This window comes from Paraburkholderia aspalathi (assembly GCF_900116445.1).
GTDB lineage: Bacteria > Pseudomonadota > Gammaproteobacteria > Burkholderiales > Burkholderiaceae > Paraburkholderia > Paraburkholderia aspalathi.
Map to the genome: position 1 here is coordinate 103,416 of NZ_FPBH01000025.1, position 19,476 is coordinate 122,891.

General features: G+C 61.8%; 20 protein-coding genes. 1 reads left to right on the forward strand and 19 read right to left on the reverse strand.

The features are described 5' to 3' along the window. Nucleotides 1-28 precede the first annotated feature (28 nt). Nucleotides 29-577, forward strand: a complete 549-nt coding sequence (gene hpaC / locus BM438_RS31320; protein ID WP_093642831.1) for a 4-hydroxyphenylacetate 3-monooxygenase, reductase component — start codon at nt 29-31, stop codon at nt 575-577. A gap of 1,025 nt (nt 578-1,602) precedes the next feature. Here the strand turns inward: hpaC and hypB are convergent. From hypB to BM438_RS31410, 19 genes are all read right to left on the reverse strand, one after another. Next, entirely contained in the window at nt 1,603-2,631 is a 1,029-nt protein-coding gene (gene hypB / locus BM438_RS31325; RefSeq protein ID WP_093642834.1) for a hydrogenase nickel incorporation protein HypB, read from the reverse strand. Beyond that, a complete protein-coding gene (gene hypA / locus BM438_RS31330; protein ID WP_093642837.1) occupies nt 2,631-2,960 on the reverse strand; it encodes a hydrogenase maturation nickel metallochaperone HypA in 330 nt (109 codons plus the stop codon). The genes hypB and hypA overlap by 1 nt, the downstream gene beginning before the upstream one ends. Before the next feature lie 18 nt (nt 2,961-2,978). Further along, nucleotides 2,979-4,070 carry a hydrogenase expression/formation protein HypE gene (gene hypE, locus BM438_RS31335; RefSeq protein WP_093642840.1) on the reverse strand — a complete coding sequence of 364 codons (1,092 nt, stop codon included), beginning with the start codon at nt 4,068-4,070 and terminating at the stop codon, nt 2,979-2,981. Then, nucleotides 4,067-5,338, reverse strand: a complete 1,272-nt coding sequence (gene hypD, locus BM438_RS31340) for a hydrogenase formation protein HypD (RefSeq protein ID WP_093642844.1) — start codon at nt 5,336-5,338, stop codon at nt 4,067-4,069. Before hypD ends, hypE begins: the two co-directional genes overlap by 4 nt. Next, nucleotides 5,335-6,051, reverse strand: a complete 717-nt coding sequence (locus tag BM438_RS31345; protein WP_093642847.1) for a D-sedoheptulose-7-phosphate isomerase — start codon at nt 6,049-6,051, stop codon at nt 5,335-5,337. The genes hypD and BM438_RS31345 overlap by 4 nt, the downstream gene beginning before the upstream one ends. Nucleotides 6,052-6,081: 30 nt before the next feature. Next, nucleotides 6,082-6,399, reverse strand: coding sequence for a HypC/HybG/HupF family hydrogenase formation chaperone (locus tag BM438_RS31350; RefSeq protein WP_093642850.1), 318 nt, complete (start codon nt 6,397-6,399; stop codon nt 6,082-6,084). A gap of 90 nt (nt 6,400-6,489) precedes the next feature. Then, nucleotides 6,490-8,901 carry a carbamoyltransferase HypF gene (gene hypF, locus BM438_RS31355; protein WP_244179503.1) on the reverse strand — a complete coding sequence of 804 codons (2,412 nt, stop codon included), beginning with the start codon at nt 8,899-8,901 and terminating at the stop codon, nt 6,490-6,492. A 24-nt stretch (nt 8,902-8,925) separates the two neighbouring features. Continuing rightward, nucleotides 8,926-9,027 (reverse strand): DUF6893 family small protein, encoded by a 102-nt coding sequence (locus BM438_RS47080; protein WP_372341842.1) that lies wholly within the window; start codon nt 9,025-9,027, stop codon nt 8,926-8,928. 73 nt (nt 9,028-9,100) lie between these two features. Beyond that, nucleotides 9,101-9,652 carry a hydrogenase maturation protease gene (locus BM438_RS31360; RefSeq protein ID WP_093642856.1) on the reverse strand — a complete coding sequence of 184 codons (552 nt, stop codon included), beginning with the start codon at nt 9,650-9,652 and terminating at the stop codon, nt 9,101-9,103. Beyond that, on the reverse strand, nt 9,649-11,097 hold the full coding sequence (locus BM438_RS31365; protein WP_093642859.1) for a hypothetical protein: 1,449 nt from the start codon (nt 11,095-11,097) through the stop codon (nt 9,649-9,651). Before BM438_RS31365 ends, BM438_RS31360 begins: the two co-directional genes overlap by 4 nt. Then, entirely contained in the window at nt 11,094-11,741 is a 648-nt protein-coding gene (locus BM438_RS31370; protein ID WP_093642862.1) for a DUF6084 family protein, read from the reverse strand. The genes BM438_RS31365 and BM438_RS31370 overlap by 4 nt, the downstream gene beginning before the upstream one ends. Then, on the reverse strand, nt 11,734-12,369 hold the full coding sequence (locus BM438_RS31375; protein WP_093642865.1) for a DUF5947 family protein: 636 nt from the start codon (nt 12,367-12,369) through the stop codon (nt 11,734-11,736). Before BM438_RS31375 ends, BM438_RS31370 begins: the two co-directional genes overlap by 8 nt. After that, the gene (locus tag BM438_RS31380) at nt 12,366-12,980 is read right to left on the reverse strand and encodes a NifU family protein (RefSeq protein WP_093642868.1); all 615 of its coding nucleotides are present in this window, start codon (nt 12,978-12,980) and stop codon (nt 12,366-12,368) included. Before BM438_RS31380 ends, BM438_RS31375 begins: the two co-directional genes overlap by 4 nt. Further along, nucleotides 12,977-14,791 (reverse strand): nickel-dependent hydrogenase large subunit, encoded by a 1,815-nt coding sequence (locus BM438_RS31385; RefSeq protein WP_093642871.1) that lies wholly within the window; start codon nt 14,789-14,791, stop codon nt 12,977-12,979. Before BM438_RS31385 ends, BM438_RS31380 begins: the two co-directional genes overlap by 4 nt. Nucleotides 14,792-14,839: 48 nt before the next feature. Beyond that, nucleotides 14,840-15,898, reverse strand: a complete 1,059-nt coding sequence (locus BM438_RS31390) for an NADH-quinone oxidoreductase subunit B family protein (RefSeq protein WP_093642874.1) — start codon at nt 15,896-15,898, stop codon at nt 14,840-14,842. 374 nt (nt 15,899-16,272) lie between these two features. After that, on the reverse strand, nt 16,273-17,328 hold the full coding sequence (locus BM438_RS31395) for a HoxN/HupN/NixA family nickel/cobalt transporter (RefSeq protein WP_093642877.1): 1,056 nt from the start codon (nt 17,326-17,328) through the stop codon (nt 16,273-16,275). Between the two features lie 156 nt (nt 17,329-17,484). After that, nucleotides 17,485-17,865 (reverse strand): copper resistance CopC family protein, encoded by a 381-nt coding sequence (locus BM438_RS31400; RefSeq protein WP_093642880.1) that lies wholly within the window; start codon nt 17,863-17,865, stop codon nt 17,485-17,487. 36 nt (nt 17,866-17,901) lie between these two features. Then, nucleotides 17,902-18,798 carry a hypothetical protein gene (locus BM438_RS31405; protein WP_093642883.1) on the reverse strand — a complete coding sequence of 299 codons (897 nt, stop codon included), beginning with the start codon at nt 18,796-18,798 and terminating at the stop codon, nt 17,902-17,904. Between the two features lie 105 nt (nt 18,799-18,903). Then, nucleotides 18,904-19,350: a DUF2946 domain-containing protein gene (locus BM438_RS31410; protein WP_093642886.1), complete on the reverse strand. Its 447-nt coding sequence runs from the start codon at nt 19,348-19,350 to the stop codon at nt 18,904-18,906. Nucleotides 19,351-19,476: the final 126 nt, after the last annotated feature.

A 19,476-nucleotide genomic window follows, 5' to 3' on the forward strand; every position in this document is an offset into this window, starting at 1 on the left:
TCCCTACCGCGCCCCAGGAACCCAGAACATGACACCGACCTCGCAAGTAACGCAAACGACTCCCGCCGCCGATCCTGACCTGGCAGCCAGGCAGCAATTCCGTCAGGCCATGGCGCATCTGTCCGCGGCCGTGAACGTCATCACGACTGCTGGTCCGCATGGACGCTGCGGCGTCACCGCGAGCGCCGTGTGCTCGGTGACCGATACGCCGCCCACGCTGCTCGTTTGCCTGAACCGCTCGAGCGCGATGCACGCCACCTTCGAACGCAACCGGCATGTCTGCATCAACGTACTGCCTGGCGAGCATGAACTGCTCGCGCGTCACTTCGCCGGCATGACGCAGGTGCCGATGGAGGAACGCTTTGGCTGGCCGATCTGGGACGACGGCACGCACGGCGTGCCGGTTTTGCGCGACGCACTCGCGAGTCTGCAGGGCGAGATCGTCGATCTGAAGGAAGTGGGTTCGCACTCGGTCATGTTTGTCAAAACCACCTGCATCAGCGTGCGCACGGATGGCGATGGCTTGATCTATTTCGATCGCAATTTCCACCGCATCAAGCGCTCGGCGTCGCATTGAGGTGCGACGGGAACGATTGAAACCAGCCGCGGCGCGTGGCCTGCTTAAATTACGCCCGCGCTATCGGTATCGAACTGAAACTGCGGCGCCGCCGCGACGGCTTCAACGAAACAGTCGCTCAGATTAAGGGAATGGGCCGTTGGCGCTGGGTGTGGGTTGTCTCGATGTCGCCAATCCGAATACTTTGTTCTTTGGCAGCACGGGTGGTCCTGCGGCACAAGTTCTGAATTCCTCTTTTGCCTGCGTGGCGCTCATTGTCAGTGTTCTTAGGGCTTTGGCCTTTCCTTGATCTGGCTTTGGTGCCTTTCCTTGCATTGTTAGTGGTCTATTAGTGTTGCCCCTGTGCGGGGCGGCACCTACTTCTCTTTGCCGGCTGCAAAGAGAAGTAGGCAAGAGAAAGCAGCTTAAACCGCTAATTCTAAGTGGGGCCCGTGGTCTGCCATGGGTAGTGGTGCATCTGGAATCCGTGTTCTCGCACATTCCGCGTTAGTGACAAGGGGCTCATCAGCTCCCACTCCGCACTGCGTGCGTCGCGGACGGGTCTGCATGGGAAACCACAGGCTTCGGTTCAAGTCTGCAGGGAGCCGTCGGCTTCGCCTCGGCGACGCGCTCCTGCATTCGCCCGAGAACCCCCGACGTCGGTGCCCCTCAATCACGGTCACAGTTGCGGCGGTGCAAGGGCGAGCCACGGCCCGGTGGCGAGGCGTAGACGTTAAAACGTAGCGGGTGGTTTTATGAACTGCTCTTCGGCGCGCGCAGCGCCGCCGGAAGTATGACGCCCTTGTCACTGGCGTATGCAGGGGCACGAACCCAGATTCCAGATGCACCACTACCCGCAGCAGACCACGGTGCCCACTTAGCATTAGCGGTTTGAGCTGCTTTCTCTTGCCTACTTCTCTTTGCAGCCGGCAAAGAGAAGTAGGTGCCGCCCCGCACAGGGGCAACGCTAATAGACCACTAACAAAACAAGGAAAGGCCAAAGCCCCAAGAACACTGACAAAAGCGCCGAGCAGGCACAAAAACCCCTACCGCATCGCCCGAAGCCACGCATACCAAGTCTCCATCCCTTCGCCGCTCTGCGCCGACACCTGCAGAATCTCAATCCCAGGATTGACCTTCCGGGCATAGCCAATACACTTCTCGACATCAAACCGCAAATACGGCAACAGATCGATCTTGTTCAACAACAACAACGAACAAGCCCGAAACATATGCGGATACTTGATCGGCTTATCCTCACCCTCCGTGACGGAAAGAATCAACACCTTGGCCCCCTCGCCAAGATCGAACAACGCGGGACACACCAGGTTGCCGACATTCTCGATCATCACAACCGAATGCATCGGCGGATCGAGCTGCGTCAGCGCCCGCGACGCCATCTCCGCATCCAGATGACACCCCGTGCCGGTATTGATCTGAACCACACGTGCCCCCGTGGCGCGAATGCGCTCGGCGTCGTTAAGCGTCGCCTGGTCGCCTTCAATCACCGTGAGCGGCAACGTCTCGCCAAGATCGCGGATCGTGCGCTCTAGCAAGGTAGTCTTGCCCGCGCCCGGTGAACTCATCAGATTCAGCGCGAGAATCGATCGCCCCGCCAGCCAGCCGCGATTGCGTTCGGCCAGCAATTGATTCTTCGCCAGAATGTCCTGCTCCAAGGTGATTGACGTGACGTGCTCGCTCCCGTGGTTGTGCGGGTGATCATGCATATGGGTGTGAACGTGCGAGTGGTCGCCGTCATGTGAATGCTCATGGGGATGGGAATGCGCGTGGACACCGTCGTGCGAATGCTCATGCTCGTGATGGTGCGGATACTGCGAGTCGTGTGAATGTGGCTGGCCGCGCACGTGCGAATGGCTCTGCGGATGCAGGTGTGCATGCCCCTGCTCATTGTCAGTCACTCGTCGATACGACGGTTCACGCGTGCCGGCTGCAGCGACTTCTCGCGTAGCTTGCGATTGCGATTGCGCGTCTACCTTCGCCTGCGCCGCCTCCTCCGCATCCAGATCGGTCACCGCCGCGCCCTGCGTATTCGAGCACCCGCATGTCGTACACATCACACCACCTCCATCTGCCGGATCTTCAGCTGCTGCCCCGAAATCAGTTCGAGATTGTCGCTCCCGCATTCGCACTGCCCAAACGGCACATCGACGTCGAGCGTCTCGCCGCACGCGAGGCAACGTGCCTGCCCAGGCATCTCGATGATTTCCAGGGTCGCGCCCTCCACCGCTGTATCTTTCGCGCAGACGTCGAAGCAAAACCGGATCGCGTCCGGCATCACCGCCGACAATCGCCCGATCTCCAGCGTCACCCTTCGCACGCGCGCGCCGTTGGCCTGTTCCGCACAAATCTCGACGACGCTGTTGGCAATGCTCAACTCATGCATGGCGCGCTCCTCCAGCGGTCAGCAGATGCGCGGCAGTTGCTCGCCCACCAGCATGTCGACGATGCGTTGTCCACCGAACGCGGTCTGCATGACGACAAGACCACCCGCGCCCGTCTCTCCGACCTCCACCGCACCGATTGCCGCTGCCTCACGCCCCGCCGGATGCGCGCGCATGGCAGCAAGCACCCGCCCGGCTGCATCGGCGGGCACGAGGGCCACCAGCTTGCCTTCGTTAGCCAGATACAGCGGATCGAGGCCGAGAATCTCGCACGCGCCTTTGACCTCCTCCCGCAACGGCAGGTCCGCTTCGCGCAGCCGTATCGTCACGTTCGAACTCTGTGCGAACTCGTTCAACACCGTCGCGACGCCGCCACGCGTCGCATCGCGCAAACAATGAATCTGCGGGCACGCATCAAGCATCGCGGCGATCAGGCTGTTGAGGGGACAACAATCGCTTTCCACATCGGCTTCCAGGGCAAGCTGCTGACGTGCGACCAGAATCGCCGCGCCATGATCGCCGAGATAACCGTTGACGATCACGACGTCGCCGGGGCGCGCGTTGCGGGCTGAAATCGACACGTCGTGGCGCACCACGCCGATGCCGGCGGTGTTGATAAAGAGCTTGTCCGCGCAACCGCGTTCGACCACCTTCGTGTCACCTGTCACGATCGCGACGCCCGCTTCGAGCGCGACTCGCTGCATGCTCGCGGCAACACGCCGCAAGATATCGACGGCAAGACCTTCTTCGATCACCACCGCGCACGAGAGATATAACGGTGTCGCTCCGCATACGGCAAGATCGTTGACCGTTCCCGATACAGCCAGCGTACCGATGTCGCCACCTGGAAAGAACAGCGGATCGACTACGTAGCTATCGGTCGTAAACGCGAGACGGTCTCCATGCGTAGCAAGATCGGCGAGTGTGAAGACGGCCTGATCTTCCAGCGCCGCGAGCGTGGGATTGTCGAAGGTCGAGACGAATACGTCTTCGATCAGATCCCGCATCGCGCGGCCACCGCCGCCATGTGCGAGATTGACGGAGGCGTCGCGTATGTGCGCGACGCGGCGAGGCGCCGTGGGCTGAAGAGGGTCGGGCACGCGGTCGTTCATGAATGGCCTCGCGTGGCCGCCGTAGCGATCGTATCGTCAATCAGCGCAGGCGTGTCAGGCACAACGGCCAAGCCGCTTGCGCCAAGGCACGCCTGGGCTGTCGCATCGGTTGATTTCGCGCTTTGCCGAGCAACGCGCCGCTCATCGATCCGCGATGTATCGATACGTCCATAGTTGTAGTAAGCCGCGCAGGCACCTTCGCTCGACACCATCAACGAGCCGAGCGGCGACTCCGGTGTGCAGGCGGTGCCGAACACCTTGCATTGATGCGGTTTGATGACACCCTTCAACACCTCGCCGCATTGACATGCTTTCGGATCGGCGATCTTCAGGTTCGGCACGTCGAACTTGCGCTCCGCGTCGAAACGGGCAAACGTCTCACGAACCCTGACGCCCGAGTGATCGATCGAACCCAGTCCACGCCATTCGAAGAACTCGCGCGTCTCGAACACGCGCATCACCGCCGACAAAGCCTGCGCATTGCCGCCCTCGGTCACGATCCGGCCATACTGGTTCTCCACCTCGCAGCGCCCTGCTTCGATCTGCCGCAACACCATCCACATCGATTGCAATATATCGAGCGGTTCGAATCCCGCCACCGTGATCGGCTTGCGATAGTGCCGCGCGATGAAATCATAGGGCCGTGTGCCGATCACCATGCTGACGTGCCCCGGGCCAAGAAAGCCATCGAGATGCAAGTCGGGCGAATCGAGAATCGCCTTGATGGTCGGAATGATCGTGATGTGATTGCAGAACAGCGAGAAATTGTGGACCTTTTGCGCGTGAGCCTGCAGGACCGTCATCGCGGTGCTGGGCATGGTCGTCTCGAAGCCCAGGCCGAAGAAAATCACCTCCCGGTCCGGGTTTTGTTGCGCGATCTTCAAAGCGTCGAGCGGCGAATAGACCATCCGCACGTCCGCGCCGTCGGCTTTCGCTTTCAGCAGGCTCTTCTTCGAACCCGGCACACGCATCGCATCGCCGAAGGTCGTAAAGATCACTTCCGGGCGCTCGGCCAACGCAACGCAATCGTCGACGCGGCCCATCGGCAGCACACACACCGGGCAACCGGGACCATGCACGAACTCCACCGCATCGGGCAGCATTTGCTGAATACCGTAGCGGAAAATCGTATGGGTATGGCCGCCACACACTTCCATGATCTGCAGCGGCCGTTGTTTGGCGCGCTCAATGCGGGACACCAGCGCGCGGATCTCCTTCTCCAGCGTTTTCGCCTTGTGTGGGTCGCGAAACTCATCGACATATTTCATGGCGCACCTCCCTCCGCCGAGCTGGCCAGTCCAGCCGAACCGGCGAGGCCGCCGCGGTCGTCGGCGAGCAGCGTATGCACGAGGTCCCACAGAATGTGATAAATCGCGACGTGAGTCTCCTGCACGCGATGAATACTGTCGCTTTTCACCACGAGACAGTGATCGACCGCCGCACTGGCAGCCATGCGTCCGCCGTCGTGGCCTGACAGACCGATGGTCAGCAGGCCCATCTCCTTCGCTTTCGCAAAGGCGGTCAGCAGGTTTTCGGAATTTCCGCTGGTCGACACGCCGATCAGCGCGTCGCCACGCCGGCCTTGCGCCACCAGTTGCCGCACGAAAATATGGCTGAAACCGACATCGTTGCCGACAGCGGTCATCATGGCCGTGTCAGCTACGAGGTTGATGGCGGTGAGTGCCGGGCGACCCGTGGTCACCGGATGCAGAAATTCGACGGCAATATGCGAGGCGTCGCAGCTCGAACCGCCGTTGCCCATGGTGAAGAGCCTGCCGTCGCGGCGGTACATCTCCGCAATCGCGCGAGCGATCCGCACTACTGCCGGGCCGTTTTCGTCGAAGAAGCGTTGTTTGGTGTCGACGCTGTCCTGCGCCTTCAGACGCACTGACTCGAGCAACGCCGCGTCGAGCTTGTCCGCGTCCTGGCGTGCGCCGTGCAGGAACGGATACAACGCCTGCAGGGATTCATGTTCGGGCATGGCGGTCTCCGTTGGCTTCCGATCGGACGCTTAAGGCGCGCTGCGCAATTCTTCGCGCAGTTCGTCCTGCAGTTCGCCCACCTTGGCCATGTCGTCCATCTCGCCCTGCGCGACGCCCAGTTCGTGCAATAACGCGAGCGTGCGCGCCGCTTCCTGCTCGTCGAGCCGGCTCATCGCGAAGCCCACGTGCACCAGCACCCATTCGCCGACGCACGAGTTCGCCGTCCGTCCCTCACCGATCACGAAGGCAATGTTGATCACGCGCCGCACACCGCCGACATTGACGAGCGCGAGATCGTTCGCCGCGTCGGTCACTTCGACGATCTGTCCCGGGATGCCCAAACACATGGTGTTCTCCCTTTAACCCGCTTGTGCGCCGCTACTTCTGCACTGCTACTTCCGCGTTACTACCGCTACACCGCCGCCTCAGCGCCACGATCAGAACCCTTCGCGCCCCTTGGCCGCCGCCACGACCGCCTGCCCCAGCGACAACCCACCGTCGTTAGCCGGCACCTGCCGGTGCGTCAGCACCCGAAAACCGGCTGCACTGAGCCGCCCGGCTACCTGTTCGAACAGGATGCGATTCTGGAAAACACCGCCGGACAGCGCCACACTGCGCGCATCGACCGGGCCTGTCAGCAGGTCGGCCAGACATTCGACCATTCGGACGATCGCAATGGCCAACCCCTTGTGAAATCGTGCCGCGACGACTGGCACGGATGTGCCGCGCAACAGGTCGTCTAGCAAGGTCTCCCACATCGGCTGCGGTTCGATGCAACGCAGGCCGTCCGGCATGGTGCTGATGATTTCAAACGGGTACGCATGGGCGTCGCCATCGTTTCGCAGCGCGTGCAGATCGACCAGCGCCTCAAGCTCGATAGCCGCCTGCCCTTCGTAAAGCACGCGCTCCCGGCACACGCCGAGTGTCGCCGCCACGGCGTCGAACAGACGCCCCACAGAGCTTGCCAGCGGACTATTGACGCGTTTCGCGATCATCGTATCGAGCGCGTCGCGCGGACGGCTGCTGAGGAACTGCTGTATGTCGAGTCCCGCGTATTGCCGCGTGAAGCCGCGCCAATCGAAAGCCGCCAGCAGATGCGCGTAAGCGTTGCGCCACGGTTCGTCTACGGCACGTGTGCCGCCGGGCATCGCAACCGGTTTGAATCTGCCGAGACGCGTGAAGCCGCGATAATCCGCCAGCATGAACTCTCCGCCCCACAGCGTGCCGTCGTCGCCATAACCGAGACCGTCGAGCGCGACGCCGAGCATCGGCAGCGCATCGAGCGCCACGCCGTTTTCCGCCATGCACGCGGCGAGATGCGCGTGATGGTGCTGCACTTCGACCGCCGGGACCTGCCATGTTTGTGCGAGGTCATAGCCGATCTTGCGCGACAGGTACTCGGGATGAAAGTCGAGCGCCACCGCCTGCGGTTCATGTTCGAACAGGCGCAGATACTGCGCCACCGAGCGACGATAGTCCGCATAGGTCAGCGCGTCTTCCAGATCGCCGAGATGGTGCGAGACGATTGCCTGCGCATTGCCCGCAAGGCAGAAGGTGTTCTTGAGTTCGCCGCCCATTGCCAGCACCGCCGGCGTTTCGGCGAAGCCCGCCGGCAACCGCAACGGAGCGGGCGCATAGCCACGCGCGCGACGCAGCACACGCGGTTCGCCCTGCACCACGCGGGCCACCGAATCGTCGACCCGGCGTGCGATATCGCGATCGTGCATCAGGAAAACATCGGCGATACGGCCGAGACGCGCTCGGGCATCCACGTTGTCGATGCACGGCGGTTCGTCGCTCGTGTTGCCGCTTGTCACCACGAGTGCCGTGTCGATCGACTCCATCAGCAACCGATGCAACGGCGTGGACGGCAGCATGAAACCGAGCGTACCCACGCCCGGCGCGACGCCAGATGCGACGCATTCCGCTCCGTCGGCACGCAGGATGACGATGGGTCCGGCCGCGCTCTGCAGCAGCGCGAGCTCTGTCTCGTCGGGTTTGCAATAGCGGCGTACGGCCTGCAGGTCGCGCGCCATCAGTGCAAACGGTTTGCGCTCGCGCCGTTTCAATTGACGCAAACGGGCGACCGCGGCTTCATCGCAGGCGTCGCAGGCAAGCTGAAAGCCGCCTAGGCCTTTAATCGCGACAATCGAACCATGCCGCAACAGCAGGCTTGCCGCACGACAGGGATCGTCGCCATCAGCCCGTGCGCCGTGCCGGGTTTCCAGCCAGACACGCGGGCCGCACACAGGACACGCAACCGGTTGCGCGTGAAAGCGTCGGTCGGCGGGATTCTCGTACTCGGCGCGGCACGCATCACAGAGGTCGAAAGCAGCCATGGTTGTGTTGGCGCGATCGTAGGGAATGGCCTGGACGATCGAAAGACGTGGTCCGCAATGCGTGCAGTTCGTAAACGGATAACGGTGACGGCGATTCGCCGGGTCGGCGATCTCGGCGGCACAGTCCGCGCAGATCACTGCGTCAGGCGTGATCCCGGTCTGCACATGGCCGGTCTCGCTCGCCAGGATACGGAAATCGCTGGCCTCGGCCGCTTCACTCAGTTGATGCCGCTCGATGGCGTCGATGCGTGCGAGCGGCGGACACTCCACGCTCAGGCTTTCGATGAAACGCTGCAGCATCCACGCATCGCCCCACGCATGGATCAGCACGCCGTCGCTATCGTTGCGCACGTCGCCGACCACACCGCACGCATGCGCGAGCCGCCATACGGTCGGGCGAAAGCCGACGCCTTGCACCAGTCCGCGCACACGGATTTCCTCACCGACCGGTCCGTGAACCATCGGGAGTGGAGGTGAAGACTGTCCTGCAGGCTGTGAATGCGTGCTCATGGCCACCTCCCTGACTGTTGTCGCCTACATGTTGCGGATACGGATATAGCGCTTGATGTCCTTCATATTCGCCATCACGCCCAGCACCAACGCCGGCAACAAGAGGTACTTCAGAAAGCCTTTCATGACGCCTCCCACTTCAGTTATTTCACACCGTATCCGTGACGGCCCACCGCTTAGCCGCCCGCAGCCCGAGCGCTCAGGCGGCTCGCGCGGGCAACCGTTCCATCCTTGCCATCACAAGCGTCACAGCCAGTTCGACCGCCTGCTCGACGACCGCCGCCACCGTGCCGCTCAACCCCATTCTTCCTTCCTCGCCATGCTCGAACCCGAAGTCTTGCGGCTCGCAACCGAGCACGACAATGTCCTCGCAGCCACCGCCCAGCATCCGCACCGTTTGCAGCACTTTGGCCGGATCCATTTCGTGCGGCGACATCAGAATCGGCGCCGCATACGGATCGCCCGGCTCATCGCCGGCGGCATTTTCCACGGACGGCTCGATCACATACAGCGTGCCCGGCGCGCAGCCGCGCTGTGTCGTGTCGATCAGAATCGCGCTGTCCACGCCGTCGAGCAGCGCATAGCAGAGATCGATGCCGCGAATGCCGAAGTCCGCCACGCTCACGCCGTCAGCGAACGCCGGCAATTCCCCGGCCGCCAGTTTCTCCCGCAGACGGCGCACCACTTCGACGCCGAAACCATCGTCGCCGAGAAACACATTGCCGATGCCCGCCACCAGAATCGCGCTCATGCGTGCCCTCCTTTACGACTCGGTTGACTGAACGAGCCGAATGGCCGGGACGGGCCGGCGCCACTGACCAGGGGCTCGATCTCGTCCGGGCCGAAGAAGAAGCGATGGCCGGGCATGCGCTGCAGGCCGAAGTCTTTGCCGGGATCGTCGTCGACCGTCACGGCAACGTGCACGTGATCGTCGAAATCGCGCTCGATCGATTCGATCGTGGCAACCATGCCGCTCAGTGCGATATCGAAGATGTCCGCGCGACCGCGTGGACGCAAACGCACCTGATCGCCGATCCGGATCTCGACGCCCGCCACCCGCACGCACGCCAGATGCGGCCGCGCGTCGAGTTCCGCCCATGGTGAGACCGGCATGGCGGGTGTTTCCAGCGGTGAGAATCCGCCGACACTCGCCCCGTCGAGTACGCGCACCTGCCGTAAGGTGCCATGCAACTTTTCCATCTGCTCGGCACCGAGACTTTCGGTACGTGCCAACAAGGCACGCGCACGCTCGTCCGTGGCGATCATTTCGCGCTTTTCGTCGTCGGTCATGGTGAGAATGCGCAGCGTGAGGATTTCGTCGATCTCCGTGGAGTCGAATAGATCGCCCGCACTTTCAGTTGCAATCTGCGGGAAGTCGTACAGAATGATCGGCGAAGCGAGCATCGTGTCGGGTTGTTGTTCGTCACCCACGAGAACGGGCCACACGCCGATATTGCGGCTCGCGGCAGCCGCCGCGGCCAGCTCCGTGGGCGGATCGATGGAAGAAATCCACGTGCCGCCCTCGACGGTCAGCACCGTATGACAGGACACCAGCGCGTATAGGGAAGCCGCATCGCGCTTCAATTCGTGGGCATTGTCGAGCGGGGTCTCGTTGACGATACGCACCGTCAAACGATAAACGCCGGCGGCTACACTCGCGGCGCTCAATTCGACAGGGCCTTGCAGCGAAGCGCGGATACGGCGCAGAGCGCCACGCAGCGTGCCTTGCCTGTCAGCGAGCGGTTCGAGATCGCTGGCGGCATCGAACGAAAAGGCGATCCGCAGCGGTGCGTCAAGCAATTCGCCCATCATCAGAACCGGCACGGCGATGTGCCGCTCGGCCGCTTCCTGCCATGGGGTGTAGCGCCGCTCGTCGATATCGAGCACGGGCACAGTGCGCCAGGCCGGCTCGCCCGACTCCGGCCGCGCGGCGGAACCCTCGTCCACGTCGAGCACCGTTCGCTCGATCACCTGCAGAAAACCGGGCCGCACGGCCACGCGGGTGTGCTCGTCGCCGCGCAGCAGACACTCGGTTTGCGTCACCCACGGATCGCTACCCGACGCCTCGGCATAGGCGCGCGGATACACGCCGCCGAAGGTCCAGCGTTGCCGGTTCTTTACCGAAGTCGGCCGGTATGGATACAGCATGTAGCCTTCGTACAGCACCGCCTGAACCACGCTCTCGACCGCATTCACGATATGTCCTCCTCGACGCCGTCGAGCAGGCTCGACACCGCCTGCTCCCAGCTCGTGAGACCCCGCCTGCTTTTGTAATGCGAGAGGCGATCGAAGACGTCCCGATGCAAACACAGCCAGGCGCCGTTCGGGTAGTAGCGGGTCATCATGTCGCGCCATAGCGCGACGGGTAGCCGGTACGCCGCTTCCTTGTGCCAGGGAATCGGCGCGGCCTGCAACGCGCCGTCGTCTTCGCGATAGAACACCGTGCCGCTGAATTGCAGCATCAGTGGAATCTCGCCTTCTTCAAGGCCGTGAAAATATTTGGTTGCGGCCACATTGAAGTCGTAGCTGCATGGCACCGGCAAATCGAGCGTGCATTCGCCGGTAAACGGTGGCGCGACTATCGACGTATGCGCCCATAGCAGCGTACGCAGCGTCTCGCCCCAACGCGGCGGCGCCCCGAACAGGTCCTCGAGTCCGTACTGCTCGGCGGGCGCGTAGCGGCGCTGCGTTGCTTCGATCTGGATCTGGCATTGCAACGTGATGCTGGCGATCTCTTCCTGCGCCGGGGTATTGGCGATACGCAGCCTGAACGTCAGCAGCGGCGCTGCGGCGAACGGCACGACTTCCGCCGACTCGACAGTGAACTCGAGATCAGGCATGGAGCAGGCCCTCCGGCACGCGGCCATGGGCCTTCAGTGCGGCGAAGAAACGATGAATCGAATCCCACGCCTCCCTGCCGCCGGACAGTCCGCGCCACCGCGCGCGAATCACGCCGGTTAGCGCGTAGCACTGGTCGATCGGCACACGGTAGTAATCGCGCGCGCCTTCGCTGCGGTTGACCAGCAGCGCTTCGACGTCGGGTTGCAGTTGCGCGAGCAACGGGTTTTCCGCGACCAGTTCGTCCCACGCCCGCAGTTCCAGGAGCGATTGCGTGCCGCCGGCCGGTCCGGGATACAACGCCACGACGCGTTGCGCCGCGCTGTCATGAAAGAAGAACGCGATATCGATGGGAATCGCCAGCGCGTCCCATTGCGCATCGCTCATGCGAAAACCGTTGAGATAGTGTGCGTCGCGCGGCACCGGACGATAGCGCGCATTCTGCTGACTGCCGAACAGCAGCGCGCACGCGCGGCAACAGCAAAAGAGCTGTCGTTTGGCGGTTTCGAACAGATGCGGATGATCGGGCAGTAGCGGCAGGCCGCACAACTCGCACTGTATGCCGTCGGCGTTGCGCACGAATTGGCGCAGCCGCGCGACCCAGCCGCGTGTCGGAGCGGCGGGCGTCATTGCGCGCCGGCCTCGGTCCGGCTTGCTACCTCATTTGCTACCTGATTTGTCACGTCCTTTGCTACGTCATCCGCCGCATCGGTGTGATGCGGCACAAAGCGCAGCTCGTGCACATTGACGTCCGTCAGACCTGCAATCTCGACACGCATCGCTTCCGGCGCTGCTTCGAAAATCGCGCGTTCGATTTCCTGCTGCAATTCGCCCACTGAGTTGTGCTTGCCCTGCAGACGGCCGGCCACGCGCACACGCACGGCCTCCTCCGCGGCGTCGAGCAACTCGATCTGGATGCCCTGTACGCCAAGCAACGGCCGCATCTTCTCGACTGCACGCGACACGCGCGTCGGCAGATCCTGCGGATGCAAGCCGTGCAACAGCAGCAACGCGGACACACCGGCGTCGCGCTCGAACGCTTCGATCATGGCGTCGTCCATCACGCCCGCCTCCGACACGATCTCCATCAGCCGTGCGAGCCCGTTCGTGTGCAGATCGAGAACGACCTGCAGCAGCTCTTTGGCCGGCTCACGCGCGCGCGGATCGTCGAGCGCTTCCAGCGCCGCAATCAATTCGTCGATGCGGCGTTGCTGGGCGACGACCGCGCTCTCGTTGCTCACGTGTGTGCTCCCTGCATCACGCCAAAGGTCGGCGAGTGCGACGTATCGATCGTCTTGCCGTTGCCGACGTACATATGCACGCCGCACGGCAGGCACGGGTCGAAGCTGCGCACCGCGCGCATGATGTCGATGCCCTTGAACTTGTCCGGCCCGTTCTCTTCGAAGATCGGCGTGTTCTGCACCGCGTCTTCATAGGGCCCAGGCGTACCGTAGATATCGCGCGGATTGGCGTTCCACGGTGTGGGTGGATACGGATGATAGTTGGCGATCTTGCCGTCGCGGATCACGAGGTGATGCGAGAGTACGCCGCGCACTGCTTCGTGGAAACCACAACCGATCCCCTCTTCCGGCACCGTGAAGTCGCTGAACGTGCGAGTGCGTCCCGCGTGCAATTCGGCCAGCGCCTGCTCGGCAAAGTACAAGGCCGCAGCCGCTGAATACGCCTGAAAATACGTGCGGGAGCGATCGCGTTCGATCGCATTGCTCCACTTCGGAATCTTCCATTCGAACTCGACTTCGGGCTTGAGCGCGGTTTTCGGCAAATAGATCTTCACGCTGTGACCCGTCGCCTTGATATAGCCGATATCGACCAGACCCGCCAACGCCGTGGCCCACAAGCGCGCGATCGGTCCACCGCCGGTGTCGAGCGCAAGGTGATCGCCAGTGCGCTTGTCGAGCCAGCGCGGCGACATCACCCACGTGTAGTTGCCGTCGAATTTGCGCTTCTGTGGATGCGGCAGCGTGGTCTGATTCCACGGATGCTTACGGTCCACCGGATTGCCGAGTGGATCGTTCTTGACGAAGGTCTCTTCGTGATCCCAGTCGTCGTAATAGGAACTGCCCAGCAGGATGCGGATGTTCAGGTTGATATCGACGAGATCGGTCGTCACCAGTTCGCCGTCCACTACCACGCCGGGCGTGACGAACATGCCACGGCCCCATTGCGTCATCGTGTTGTAGTTGTAGTCGCATACGTTCGGGTCCTGGAACGACCCCCAGCAACCGAGCAGAATGCGACGGCGGCCGACTTCTTCGTAACCCGGCAACGCTTCATAGAAGAAGTCGAACAGATCGTCATGCAACGGCACGACTTTCTTCATGAACTCGACGTACTTCATCAAGCGCGTGATGTAGTCCGTGAACAACTGAATGGTCGGCACCGTACCCACACCACCGGGATAAAGCGTCGACGGATGCACGTGACGTCCTTCCATCAGGCAGAACATCTCGCGTGTATAGCGGCTGACCATCAAGGTCTCGCGATAGAACTCGCCGGTGAACGGATTGAGCGCGGTCATGATGTCCGCGATGGTTTTATAGCCGTGCTTGTCCGCGTGCGGCGCAGGTGTTTTCTGTGCCTTGTCCCACACGCCGGGATTGGTCTCCTTGACCATCCTCTCGCAGAAATCCACGCCTACGAGGTTGTCCTGGAAGATGTTGTGGTCGAACATGTATTCGGCCGCTTCGCCCAGATTGACGATCCATTCGGCAATCGCCGGCGGCTTCACACCGTAGGCCATGTTCTGCGCGTACACCGAACAGGTCGCGTGGTTGTCACCGCAGATTCCGCAGATGCGGCTCGTGATGAAGTGTGCGTCGCGCGGGTCTTTGCCCTTCATGAAAATGCTGTAGCCACGAAAGATCGACGACGTGCTGTAGCACTCCGCCACGCGGCGGTTCGCAAAATCGATTTTGGTGTAAATCCCCAGACTGCCGACGATCCGCGTAATCGGATCCCAGTTCATCTCGACCAGCTTGCCCGGCGCTGCCTGGGTACTGGTGGTCGCTTCAGGTGCGGTACTAACGGCCATGACCTTCTCCCTGCTGACAAGTCGAATTCCGCCAACTACGCCGCCAGATCAGCGACGGTAGCCGGTAGTGAGTTTCGAACCGTTGTGACGCCATTTCGGCTCGTCGTTGAGCGTGTTCCTGGTCAGCTTGCGCAGACTGCGAATCAGCGGCCCATAACTCTTGATGAGATTCGACGACAGCACCGCTCCCGGCGGCTCATCCATGAACGGCATGAACTTGTCGGGAAAGCCTGGCATCGTGCAGCCAATGCAAATCCCCCCTACATTCGGACAGCCGCCAATGCCGGCCATCCAGCCGCGCTTGGGCACGTTGCACTGCACGACCGGCCCCCAGCAACCCAGCTTGACGATGCAATTCGGGCTGCCGTATTCGGTGGCGAAGATCGCCTGCTCGTAGGAGCCCGCACGATCGCAACCGTCGTGAACCGTGCGTGTAAACAACCACCTCGGCCGCAGCGCTTCGTCGAGCGGAATCATCGGCGCGAGGCCCGCCAGTTGATAGAGCAGATAGAGCAACGTCTCCATGAAGTTGTCCGGCTGCACCGGACAACCCGGCACGTTGACGATCGGCAAGCCCGCTTTCGACTTCCAGTCCCAGCCGAGATAGTCGGCGAGGCCCATGCAGCCGGTCGGATTGCCTTCCATCGCGTGAATGCCGCCGTAGGTCGCGCAGGTACCCGCGCCGACCACCGCCAGCGCGCGCGGCGCAAGCCGGTCGAGCCATTGCGGAATCGTGATCGGTTCCTGCGTGTCGGGGTCGGTGCCCAGTGCGGCCCAATATCCTTCGCGATTGATACGTTCGTTTGGAATCGATCCTTCCATTACCAGCACGAAGTTCTCAAGCTCGCCACGCGCGGCCTGATGAAACGGCTTGAGAAACTCGTCGCCGTTTTCATACGCCAATACGGGGTTATGCAAATGCACCTTTGGTAGACCGGGAATAGCACCAAGAATTACATCCTCGATGCTCGGCTGAGTCGCCGCGGTAATTGATACCGAATCACCGTCGCAGCCGAGGCCCGCGGTAATCCAGATGATGTGCACATCCTTGAGAGCCGGCGCGTGCTGAGTCTTGCGCCCATAGGGGACGTTGTCTGCTTCTGCCATGATGAGTGTCTCCACTGCGAACCACGTTCTTTTCAGGTCAGGCAAAGATACGTGGCGAGTGCCGCACGGCAGTCACGTGTCCAGCAATCGATCGATAAGTATTCCGCGCGATGCGGTTAAAAGGATCGGATTTGCTGCATGTATTGTTGGTGATAGGTGCCCACCGTGATGAGCCCGAAAAACTTTTTTGAGTATAGTTCAGCGATACGAAATAACCCAATTTCCGTAACTAACTCACTAAACTACGCGCAGCGTATTGGACCGATAAGGACTCGACAGGCGTGCCTTTTGTAATTCTCTGACGATAGCCCTTAAGGGTTTAGCTCAATGCCGCGTAAGCGTCATCAATCGCGACCGTTGATATGCCGCCACGCTCACGAGTGGATCTCGAGTTCCTCGAATCGCATCCATTTGTAAACCGCGACCGACAATAACCAGCTCGCCAGAAATACGCCAATGATCGCGTAGCCGATCATGCCGAAGTTCTCATTCAGACTGCCCACCATCTGCCAGAATCCGCCATTCAGATGCAGCTTGTCCGCCAGTAATCCGAGGCCTTCTATGCCGCCGACAAGAAGCGCGACAAGCACCGAGATCGTCGTGATGGTGACGTTGTAGTAGAGCTTGCGAACCGGCTTCACGAAGGCCCATCCATAGGCGCCCAGCATCAGGATGCTGTCGGTCGTATCGATCAGCGTCATGCCTGCCATGAACAGCACCGGAAACACCAGGATCGACCAGATCGATATGCCCTGTGCGGCGCCGGCAGCGGATATGCCGAGCAGGCCGACTTCGGTTGCGGTATCGAAACCCAGCCCGAACAGAAAGCCGAGCGGGTACATGTGCCAGCTCCTGCTGATCAGACGGAACAACGGCCGGAAAATACGCGCGAGCAAACCGCGATTCGCAAGCAGCATGTCGAGATCTTCATCGACATAAGGCTCGCCTCGGCGCACGCGCCGAAAAGCGCGCAGCACCGAGCGCAGCACGATCAGATTCAGGAGTGCAATGGCAAACAGGAAGAACGTCGACACCAGCGTGCCGATCATGGCGCCGGTTTCCTTGAAGCCACTTATACGGCTTTGCAACGCCATGGCGGTCGCCGCAATGCCGATGGTCGCGAGAACGACGATGGTGGCGTGGCCGAGCGAGAACATCAGTCCGACCGTCACCGGACGTTGGCCGGACTGCATCAGCTTGCGCGTGACGTTGTCGATGGCCGCGATATGATCCGCGTCCACCGCATGCCTCAGACCAAACGAATAAGCCAGCAGGCAGGAGCCCATCAGCAGCGGATAGCCGCGGAACGCCACGAAGGCCGCCACCCAAGCCGCGATATTGAAAGTAAGTAGTAACGCGTACAGCCATGCGATCTGGCGGCGCTGATGGCCGTTTTCCTCGCCGAGGAGCGCCTTCACAAACTCCACCATGGGTTCTCTCCCGGGAGGCCAAGGCCGGCTGCGTTGCACAGCCAGGCGCTTAACGCCTGCATTCGATGATAGTACTTTTCAAGCGCATCCGATCCCGGGCGAAATCGGACACGCCGCGCCACCATTGCGATGACGCGGCGCGGCACGGTTTCAGTGCTACTTCACGTCGAATGCGTAGTCGCCATGCGTACGATGCCCGTCGGAAGCCACGGCCACCCAGTGCACGGTGTAGTGACCTGCCGCGAGCGTCGGTAGCGGCACAGCGATCGCCGCCGCCTGATGGGCGTCGACTGCGGACTTCTCCGTGTTGACCTGCTTGCCGCTTGCGTCGGTCACCGTCAGCGAACTGAATGACGGCTCGAGCGGCCCGTCGAATATCACGCGGACCTGAGCGGGCGACGCCACCGTCGCGCCGGCACCCGGCTCCTGCTTCTGCGGAAATACATGGGCGAAAGCGGCACTCGCGAACGCGAGCCCGGCAATCAGCAAGGGCACCTTCGCTGCGGCGCGCAGCCAGTCATGTCGATCGTTTTTCATCGCTTGCTCCTGCGTTACGGTGTTCATACGTTACTGTTACTGGAAGAGAGGCTTGCCGATAGTAGTGGGCGCGACATCGTCGAAGAAAATATGCGCCTGAACCAGAATGCCCACATGCGAGCCGCTAGCGCGGTTGATCGGGATTTGCGCTTCAACGCCGAACTGGCCATAGCGGTTGATCCAGATGAAGCCCGGATTGACCGTGCCGGTTGTCTGCCCCTGGCTTCTCGAGAGCGGAACTTCCACTAGCGGAATCACGTTCGCCAACGGCTGCGGCAAGCCGATGTCGTGCACGTGCTGCTGCAGATACGGCAAGCTGTATTGCACCGTGAAGCCGTAGTTGAACGCGTTCGGCTGCCCTGCCCCGGTTGTCAGCGCCGGGCCGGCTTCACCCGTGATCGCGATCGGCCGCAGATAGGCAAGCGATGCGGGAAGATCGCCCATGCCCTTGCCGGCGTAAATCGTCGGCGAGATCGTCGAAAAGTTGTCCGCAATCGCTCGGCTTCCCGTGCCGCCGAGTTCAGCGTTCACACCGACCGAGGTCATGAACTCGTGTTCATCGTTGACGTAGAGCAAGTACTTCAGACCGACACCGAAGTTGTCGAAGCCACGCGCTTTGGGATTGTTTTGCATCGCGTAGGTGCCGTCTACCGAGACCGCCAGCCGCGGTGTGATCAGCTTGTCGTACTCGAAGTCGAATGTATTGATGCTTTGATCGCCGGCGTCGCCGGGTACGCGCTGATGGCCGTACTCGAGGTTGGCTTCATCGCCGACACCGGGATCGTCGACGGCCATTGTCGACGGAAAGACGCGATTACCTGCAATCGCGTGAGCACTGGCGAAGGAAGGAGCGAAGAGAAATACGCTGGCGGTCGCCGCAAGGAGCGACGCCGCGCGCAGCGGTAGCGCGCTGCGCGTTGCCTGGGTTTGCATGGTTCATCCTGTTCATGGGTCGTGACAATGCCGGCGCGCGCGTCGACTAACGGACGTGCGGCGGCATCGCGATGCGCTCATGGCATCGCAACGGTATGACTCGAATCAGGATGCGAACGGAGGGGCGCGGGGCTGCGCGAAGGTGAGCGGCTCGACGCGGCGAACGCGTTCGAAGCGGGTCGCGACGGTGTGCTGGACAGCACGGACGGTGACGAAAAACAGCGCCTCGACGCTGGGCACCGCCGGCATGTGAGCGAGCAGACTGCAATAGCCGCAGGCGTCACCGTCGGACATGGCTGCGTGTTGAGCGTGTTTGCTGCCAGAGTTGTCCGAGGCCTGATCGTGCATGGAGGACATGGAGGGCATCGACGACATGGCGCCCATGTCCGGCATGGAAGCCATCGACGGCATCGAGCAATGCTCGCCTCCCATTCCGGCTTCACCGCCATTGCGTGCGGCGAGCGAATGGGAGATCGTTGGCGCGAGCGTAGCCATCAGGATCGCAAACAATCCCAGCCAACTGCCGATCTTCCGATGGAAACGACTCAACATGCGCCCGGCGACACGATAAGAAGCTGTCGCAGATTATGCCATGGCCTAACGCGTGTCCTGGCCGCCAAGGCGCCGGTTATGCCGAACATTTGGCCGATACGCAGCAGACAGTGGACAATGCCTCAT

Bases quoted from the DNA above. Each gene is read 5' to 3' on its own strand.
- hpaC (WP_093642831.1), top strand. From the start codon at position 29: ATGACACCGACCTCGCAAGTAACGCAAACGACTCCCGCCGCCGATCCT.
- hypB (WP_093642834.1), bottom strand. From the start codon at position 2,631: ATGTGTACGACATGCGGGTGCTCGAATACGCAGGGCGCGGCGGTGACC.
- hypA (WP_093642837.1), bottom strand. From the start codon at position 2,960: ATGCATGAGTTGAGCATTGCCAACAGCGTCGTCGAGATTTGTGCGGAA.
- hypE (WP_093642840.1), bottom strand. From the start codon at position 4,070: ATGAACGACCGCGTGCCCGACCCTCTTCAGCCCACGGCGCCTCGCCGC.
- hypD (WP_093642844.1), bottom strand. From the start codon at position 5,338: ATGAAATATGTCGATGAGTTTCGCGACCCACACAAGGCGAAAACGCTG.
- BM438_RS31345 (WP_093642847.1), bottom strand. From the start codon at position 6,051: ATGCCCGAACATGAATCCCTGCAGGCGTTGTATCCGTTCCTGCACGGC.
- BM438_RS31350 (WP_093642850.1), bottom strand. From the start codon at position 6,399: ATGTGTTTGGGCATCCCGGGACAGATCGTCGAAGTGACCGACGCGGCG.
- hypF (WP_244179503.1), bottom strand. From the start codon at position 8,901: ATGAGCACGCATTCACAGCCTGCAGGACAGTCTTCACCTCCACTCCCG.
- BM438_RS47080 (WP_372341842.1), bottom strand. From the start codon at position 9,027: ATGAAAGGCTTTCTGAAGTACCTCTTGTTGCCGGCGTTGGTGCTGGGC.
- BM438_RS31360 (WP_093642856.1), bottom strand. From the start codon at position 9,652: ATGAGCGCGATTCTGGTGGCGGGCATCGGCAATGTGTTTCTCGGCGAC.
- BM438_RS31370 (WP_093642862.1), bottom strand. From the start codon at position 11,741: ATGCCTGATCTCGAGTTCACTGTCGAGTCGGCGGAAGTCGTGCCGTTC.
- BM438_RS31375 (WP_093642865.1), bottom strand. From the start codon at position 12,369: ATGACGCCCGCCGCTCCGACACGCGGCTGGGTCGCGCGGCTGCGCCAA.
- BM438_RS31385 (WP_093642871.1), bottom strand. From the start codon at position 14,791: ATGGCCGTTAGTACCGCACCTGAAGCGACCACCAGTACCCAGGCAGCG.
- BM438_RS31390 (WP_093642874.1), bottom strand. From the start codon at position 15,898: ATGGCAGAAGCAGACAACGTCCCCTATGGGCGCAAGACTCAGCACGCG.
- BM438_RS31395 (WP_093642877.1), bottom strand. From the start codon at position 17,328: ATGGTGGAGTTTGTGAAGGCGCTCCTCGGCGAGGAAAACGGCCATCAG.
- BM438_RS31400 (WP_093642880.1), bottom strand. From the start codon at position 17,865: ATGAAAAACGATCGACATGACTGGCTGCGCGCCGCAGCGAAGGTGCCC.
- BM438_RS31405 (WP_093642883.1), bottom strand. From the start codon at position 18,798: ATGCAAACCCAGGCAACGCGCAGCGCGCTACCGCTGCGCGCGGCGTCG.
- BM438_RS31410 (WP_093642886.1), bottom strand. From the start codon at position 19,350: ATGTTGAGTCGTTTCCATCGGAAGATCGGCAGTTGGCTGGGATTGTTT.